Source organism: Sphingobacterium sp. HJSM2_6, assembly GCF_049316305.1.
Taxonomy (GTDB): domain Bacteria; phylum Bacteroidota; class Bacteroidia; order Sphingobacteriales; family Sphingobacteriaceae; genus Sphingobacterium.
In genome coordinates this window covers 619,684-625,916 of record NZ_JBMOXB010000001.1, presented here as the reverse complement: position 1 = coordinate 625,916, position 6,233 = coordinate 619,684, and the positions used below count along the sequence as shown (strand labels likewise).

Annotated in this window: 8 protein-coding genes and 1 rRNA gene; 3 read left to right on the top strand and 6 right to left on the bottom strand. The window is 35.1% G+C overall.

Features of this window, described 5'->3' with window-relative positions; genetic code table 11:
* Positions 1-136 precede the first annotated feature (136 nt).
* Positions 137-248, top strand: a 5S ribosomal RNA gene (gene rrf, locus ACFRAE_RS02550).
* A gap of 1,234 nt (positions 249-1,482) precedes the next feature.
* Here the strand turns inward: rrf and rpsT are convergent.
* A complete protein-coding gene (gene rpsT / locus ACFRAE_RS02545; RefSeq protein WP_422795544.1) occupies positions 1,483-1,737 on the bottom strand; it encodes a 30S ribosomal protein S20 in 255 nt (84 codons plus the stop codon).
* A gap of 117 nt (positions 1,738-1,854) precedes the next feature.
* Between rpsT and ACFRAE_RS02540 the strand changes: the two genes are divergently transcribed.
* Both ACFRAE_RS02540 and sucD read left to right on the top strand, forming a co-directional pair.
* Entirely contained in the window at positions 1,855-2,394 is a 540-nt protein-coding gene (locus ACFRAE_RS02540) for an RNA methyltransferase (RefSeq protein WP_422795543.1), read from the top strand.
* 74 nt (positions 2,395-2,468) lie between these two features.
* Complete coding sequence (gene sucD, locus ACFRAE_RS02535) at positions 2,469-3,341, top strand: succinate--CoA ligase subunit alpha (protein ID WP_422795542.1); 873 nt, start codon at positions 2,469-2,471, stop codon at positions 3,339-3,341.
* A gap of 84 nt (positions 3,342-3,425) precedes the next feature.
* On the opposite strand, the gene ACFRAE_RS02530 is transcribed toward sucD, so the two are convergent.
* The 5 genes from ACFRAE_RS02530 to ACFRAE_RS02510 all read right to left on the bottom strand — a co-directional run bounded on the left by ACFRAE_RS02530 (position 3,426) and on the right by ACFRAE_RS02510 (position 6,214).
* The gene (locus ACFRAE_RS02530) at positions 3,426-3,953 is read right to left on the bottom strand and encodes a DUF4252 domain-containing protein (RefSeq protein ID WP_422795541.1); all 528 of its coding nucleotides are present in this window, start codon (positions 3,951-3,953) and stop codon (positions 3,426-3,428) included.
* Positions 3,954-3,956: 3 nt separating this feature from the next.
* Complete coding sequence (locus tag ACFRAE_RS02525; RefSeq protein WP_422795540.1) at positions 3,957-4,430, bottom strand: DUF4252 domain-containing protein; 474 nt, start codon at positions 4,428-4,430, stop codon at positions 3,957-3,959.
* 10 nt (positions 4,431-4,440) lie between these two features.
* Positions 4,441-5,076 carry a hypothetical protein gene (locus ACFRAE_RS02520; RefSeq protein ID WP_422795539.1) on the bottom strand — a complete coding sequence of 212 codons (636 nt, stop codon included), beginning with the start codon at positions 5,074-5,076 and terminating at the stop codon, positions 4,441-4,443.
* Positions 5,054-5,557 (bottom strand): RNA polymerase sigma factor, encoded by a 504-nt coding sequence (locus tag ACFRAE_RS02515; protein WP_422795538.1) that lies wholly within the window; start codon positions 5,555-5,557, stop codon positions 5,054-5,056. Before ACFRAE_RS02515 ends, ACFRAE_RS02520 begins: the two co-directional genes overlap by 23 nt.
* A 165-nt stretch (positions 5,558-5,722) precedes the next feature.
* A complete protein-coding gene (locus tag ACFRAE_RS02510; protein WP_422795537.1) occupies positions 5,723-6,214 on the bottom strand; it encodes a DinB family protein in 492 nt (163 codons plus the stop codon).
* Positions 6,215-6,233 lie beyond the last annotated feature (19 nt).

Below are 6,233 nucleotides of genomic sequence, written 5' to 3'. Positions count from 1 at the left end.
TTGCAGATAGTTCTGTTGTCTTCGCTCTTTTTGTCCTTTTTTCTTCCAATTACATGTCAATTATGTAACTAATTGGTGTTTGCTAGTAGGTTTATTAACCTATGATTAGTATACTTCTTAGATTACTTAAAGATATTCAGGTGCCTATATCGGCGGTGTCCACCTCTTCCCATTCCGAACAGAGAAGTTAAGCCCGCCAGAGCCGATGGTATTGCCGTAACAGGTGGGAGAGTAGGTCGGTGCCTAATTTTATACGGAAAGCCCGTGATCATATGATCATGGGCTTTTTGCGTTTTATACCTTTATCGTTAAGACCTTAGTACATACTTGTGAACCTTGGGATGGGAGTTGTTAGACATAAAGTTAAAGGCTTAGGTATATTAAGTCTTGTAGATTCAATAAGTTGGGATTATATTCATTAATGGGTATATGCTCTCCACTTTTAGCAATTTATAGCGTGTCTAACATCGCTTTGACACCTTGGGGTTGGATTAGGCTACTGTTAATACTTATTGACTATGGAGCCTTATTTTAGCTCATAAAGTTGAATTGTAAAAAAAGTATTTTCTTAAATGAGTTATTGCTATTTATAATCAATTGGTTATAGATGGCGTATAATATTTTGGAGCTTATAAGTGACTCCATATTTGGATTTGCACCTAATTATAGAATTTTTATTAACGCTATACAGTGTTTCAAGCGCCGATTCATGAAGGTTTCTTTTTTATTTGTATACCCGATGCTTATTGTGCTGATTAGATGATTTGGATAATTTAAAGGCTATTGTACGGGAGATGATTCTATAGTCATATTACTCATGATTTGTAAATCATGGTCTAAGCTACTTACTCTCCTTGAATGAGTCTAGCATATGGATGAGTAATTATCAATTTGTACAACCTGTTGTTCAGAAATTATTTATTTGAAAGAGTTGATAAGATTTCAATTGCCTTTAATGGATGCTGGGAATATTGGAATTTATAGTAAGTACTTTTCTATCGCCCTATTGACACGTAAAATGGGATGCTTTTAAAGCGAGCAGGAGCGACGGAAGGATTGTGACGACAAGAGTACTGAAAGCAGTTCGATTCGTTGTTAAACAGCTTCTTTTGTTGTCTCATGGGGATTGACGGTGAAAGATGTCATCGGTGTTTCGGTCTTTCGGATAAAAACCTTGTTTTTTTGGGATCACTCAAGCAACCGAATGCTGCTTTATTTAAGGGGATCATCTATTGATATTCTATTCGACTTAGCGTATTTCCATAGTATTTTTATTCAATTCATAAATCTTTATCGAGTGCTTTTATTAATCTAATACCTAATGTATTCGAACAAAAGTTGATTTACTGGAATAATTATCCAAATAAAGCAAAGACACTATTGAAAGGAAATGCTAGTTGAAATTTAGGATTATCAGGTAGGTACAAACAAGAAAAGGGATGTGAAAACATCCCTTACATATCTTGAAGGAAAAGCTTTAAATTAAGCTAGTTTGTTAACAAACTTTGTTAGCTTAGATTTGTTGTTAGCTGCTTTTTTCTTGTGAATAACGTTCTTCTTTGCTAAACGATCAAGCATAGATACTACACGAGGTAATAATGCTTTTGCTTCTTCTGCAGAAGTTGTAGTACGTAATTTTTTGATTGCGTTACGCGTAGTTTTCGCTTGGTAACGGTTTCTTAGACGCTTCGCAGCGTTAGTTCTAATTCTTTTGATCGCTGATTTATGATTTGCCATTTCTCTTAGCTATATAATATTTTAATCTTTTATACTTAAATTCGGACTGCAAAAATAACATACATAATCTAATAATCAAAATCATTTTTAATTTTTCCAATTTCTTATCTTTGCAAAATGCATAAATTATCCATGGATCAACTGAATAGAGTTGACGTAGACACCTTCAAAACACAAGCTAAAACCCCTATAGTATTAGTTTTAGACAATGTTCGCAGCATGCACAATGTAGGATCAGCATTTAGAACGGCTGATGCATTTTCTATAGAAAAAATAGTTTTGTGTGGCATTACTGGTACCCCACCGCACCGTGAAATTGAAAAAACTGCCTTAGGAGCAACACAATCTGTTCAATGGGAATATCAAAAATCTACATTGGATGCAATTACTTCATTAAAAAATGAAGGATTTACTATTCTTTCTATTGAACAGGCCAAAAATAGTGTTTCTTTAGAATGCTACCAGCCCAAGGAAGACGCTAAGTTTGCATTAGTATTTGGTAATGAGGTGAATGGGGTGGAGGAAGAAGTGATTAAAGCCTCAGATCATACCTTAGAAATCCCTCAATTTGGCACAAAACATTCGTTCAATGTTTCCGTAACAATTGGAATTGTTCTTTGGGATTTTGTAAATAAAATTAAGTTTATCAAAAAATAACAAAAATACCTAGACTAATGATTTTTAGAAGTCAGTTCAAAATGGTAGATTTGCGTTGCAAAAAATAAGACAAAATGAGTGTATTAGTAAATAAAGATTCTAAAGTAATCGTTCAAGGTTTTACCGGAAACGAGGGTACTTATCATGCATCTCAAATGATTGAGTACGGAACAAACGTTGTAGGTGGAGTTACTCCAGGCAAAGGTGGACAAACTCACTTAGATCGCCCAGTATTCAATACAGTACAAGATGCTGTCGATGCTACTGCTGCTAACGTTTCTATTATTTTTGTTCCGCCAGCATTTGCTGCCGATGCTATTATGGAAGCTGCTGCTGCTGGAATCGCACTTATCGTGTGTATTACTGAAGGTATTCCTACCAAAGATATGATTCAAGTAAAATCTTACTTGAGCGATAAAAATTCCCGTTTAATTGGCCCTAACTGTCCAGGTATTATCACTGCTGAAGAAGCTAAAATTGGTATTATGCCAGGCTTTATCTTCAAAAAAGGTGAAGTAGGTGTGGTTTCTAAATCTGGAACCTTAACATACGAAGCTGTGGATCAAACGGTGAAAGCTGGATTAGGAATTACAACTGCTATTGGTATTGGTGGTGACCCAATTATCGGAACGACTACGAAAGAAGCGGTAGAGTTATTAATGAACGATCCAGAAACCAAAGCGATCATCATGATTGGTGAAATCGGTGGAGGAATGGAAGCTGAAGCTGCTCATTGGATTAAAGAAAATGGTACTAAGCCTGTAGTAGGTTTCATTGCTGGCCAAACAGCGCCTCCAGGACGTCGTATGGGACATGCTGGTGCTATTGTAGGTGGAGCTGATGATACAGCTGCTGCTAAGATGGCAATCATGCGTGCTTGTGGTATTCGCGTGGTTGAATCACCTGCTGAAATTGGAAAAGCTATTGCAGAAGAATTAGCAAAATAAGCTTTTTAAAATATACTAAGCGAAAGGCCGAAACAACTCTGTTTCGGCCTTTTCAGTTACTAAACAACAAACTACTAATTAATCTTAATCAGTTTTTGACTTTTTATTGCTTTGCTCCTCATAGTAGGTAGCAAGCTGACTTAATTCGTCTATATTTATATCTGTCTTTAAATCAACGAATACATAATCCTCCCCATCGTTGATGCCTAACATGACATTTCTTATTCGATCTTTTTTAGTTAGGGCATTGATTGTAATTTTAGATCCATTGCTATACAAGCTCATCATTTCTTCAAAATTATTTTTCACAAGGTAATTGCTGAAGTTTTGATGTATTTGATCATCTTTAGTTCCTTCTATGGTCATCATTTTCAAACCTTTGATTTTTTTTAAGGCCAAAGCCATCATTGGATCTTCTGCTTTTATTTCACGAATTTCTTTCCTAAGAAAACTTTTCAATAGAAAACTAGGGATTTTAATGGATACAACCTCCGACTGTTTGGAAAGATTTTTTTTATCTACAAAAGCCATGTTTGGTCTAGTTTTAATAAAGCAGCTTTGCAAGCTTAGCAAGAAGAAGGCAACAGCAAATAATTGGATTAAGCGTATCATAAATTAATTTTTAGTGTTAACAAGGGCATTTAAATCATCGTATTTTAAAGTTCCATCTAAGATCATAAAAATGGTATCTTCCTCCGAATTAATACTGAGCAACAGATTGGAAAGAAAATCGCCATCTACATTTTCTGCAAGAAATTTAATTTTATTTCCTTCAGAATTTATCACCATTAATTCTTCATAGTTCAATTTTCCAATGGCTTTACTCACTTCAGCTTGTAATTCTGGATTTTCACCTTCCATAATCAGCATTCTTATGGAATTGATTTTACCAAGTAGAGGTTTAATCACATCCACTTCAGAATCGTTTAATTTCATTTTATTCAACATCTTGAACATGGGTTTACCTATTTTGATGGAGGTGATTCCTTTTTGTTCTTTATAGGTTTCGAATATGTTATCCAACTTCGAAATTTGAGCCTGTGCCATACTCACTATAAGCAGAGACACAATTATTAGTACAGTTCTCATAAGCATCTATTTATATTTCAATATTTAAGTATTTTATTTTTTCTACACCTTTCATTCCAGCTTTCAAGTTGTTGGAGGCAAGGTGGATGGCTGTTTCCGTAATTTGTAAAGCTTCTTCCTCATCGTATATTTTGACTCCGTTTACTTCTACGTAAGCCTGTTCTGCTGGAACTTGCTCAACTGCAGGTTTAAGTTTACTTTTAATGCGGTGTTGCTTTCCTTCTATTATATTTTGATTCTCGTTTATAGAAGCAATAGCATCTGGTATTTCTATCGCAATTTCGCGAGCCTTCGGTTCCTCTATCGCACGATTATTTACATGGGCCATTTCCGGCTCTTGAACCCAATTTTCTTGATCTACAGTAGGCTTGAAAAAATAAAATCCTACTATTAAACTGGCAGCAATCGCGCTGATAACACTAACTTTTCTATTGAGTTTGAAGATTGGTTTATGGATTTGCGGTTCAGCCCTATGATCAGCTTTCTCGATAAAGTCTTCAAAATCCCAATCCATCGTCGTATCATCTTTTTTCAAATGATGGAAAAACGGTTCCCCCAATTGATCTTTTAAAATTTTCTCCTCCTCTAAAGAAGATTTTCCAGACCAATAGTTTTCTTTTAGCTTATCCAATTCTTCTTTTTTCATATTCAAATATTTTATTAAGCTGTATTTTTATCGTGTTTCGAGCTCTAGAGAGGTTAACACGAACTGCATTCTCTTCCATTTTTGTTAATTCGGCTATGTTTTCAATTTCATATTCTTCGATGTCTCTTAAATACATCACCGTACGTTGTTTTTCAGGTAAGCTATCAATCAACTTAAGGATTAATTCCCTTGTTAGCTCTGGGTATTTTTCCGATTGGCTATCATTAGGCAATTGTTCCAAATACGTTGCTTGTCTCTTGGCCTTATCAATTTTGTTAAAGGCCAAATTTCTCACCATGTTCATTGCATATCCCTCTATGCTCTTAATATTTTCCAGTTGATGACGTATTTCCCATAGTTTTAACATCACCTCTTGCACCACATCAAAAGCATCTTCCTGGTAAGCAAAAAACCTAGTGGCAAATCGGTACATCTTATCTTTATGGATAAATACCGTATGTTTAAAGGTCTCTTGATTCATAGTATTAATAGATGCTCAGTTATAAGGAAGACAAACTTACTGCTCCTTTTATTACATGTAAAATGAAAAAAAATCAAATTATCTTTTAAAGTGTTTAATTTCAGTGTATTAAAAAAAATGGTCAACGAAGTTTCGCTGACCATTTTTTTGTTTTAGAGCAGAAGACTATTGCTCATCTGCAGAAGGTCCATACAGACCAGGAAGTGGAATATTCAGAAGGCGCATATATACCGTTGCTTGGCCTCTATGGTGGATCAAATGATTGTTAATAACATATCTTAGGGTTCCCACTTTTGGCATCTGAGCAATCACATGGTCTCCTGCCTGCATAGACCAACCCGTAAACCAGTTGTTTTCATCAAAATTCTCCAAGAAGGATTTGTTTTTTATTAAACCCTCTTCTAATGCGTCTTTAAGCTCCTGTACCGTCGTCACTTTAAAAGGCGCGTAATCCTTATGGAAATCAAAAATATCCTTACCTAAGGCTTTATGCACCCAATTATGAAGCTCTACGATGTGCGCAAGAAGATCTCCTAAACTCATGGACTTTTCATGGGGTTTAAAAGACAAATGCTCATCACTTACTCGGTCCAATAATAACCTGCTGTTGTTGGTCTCCCGGTTTAATTCAAATAAATAACTCTCTTTAATACTCATATTTTAAATTGTATAGTTA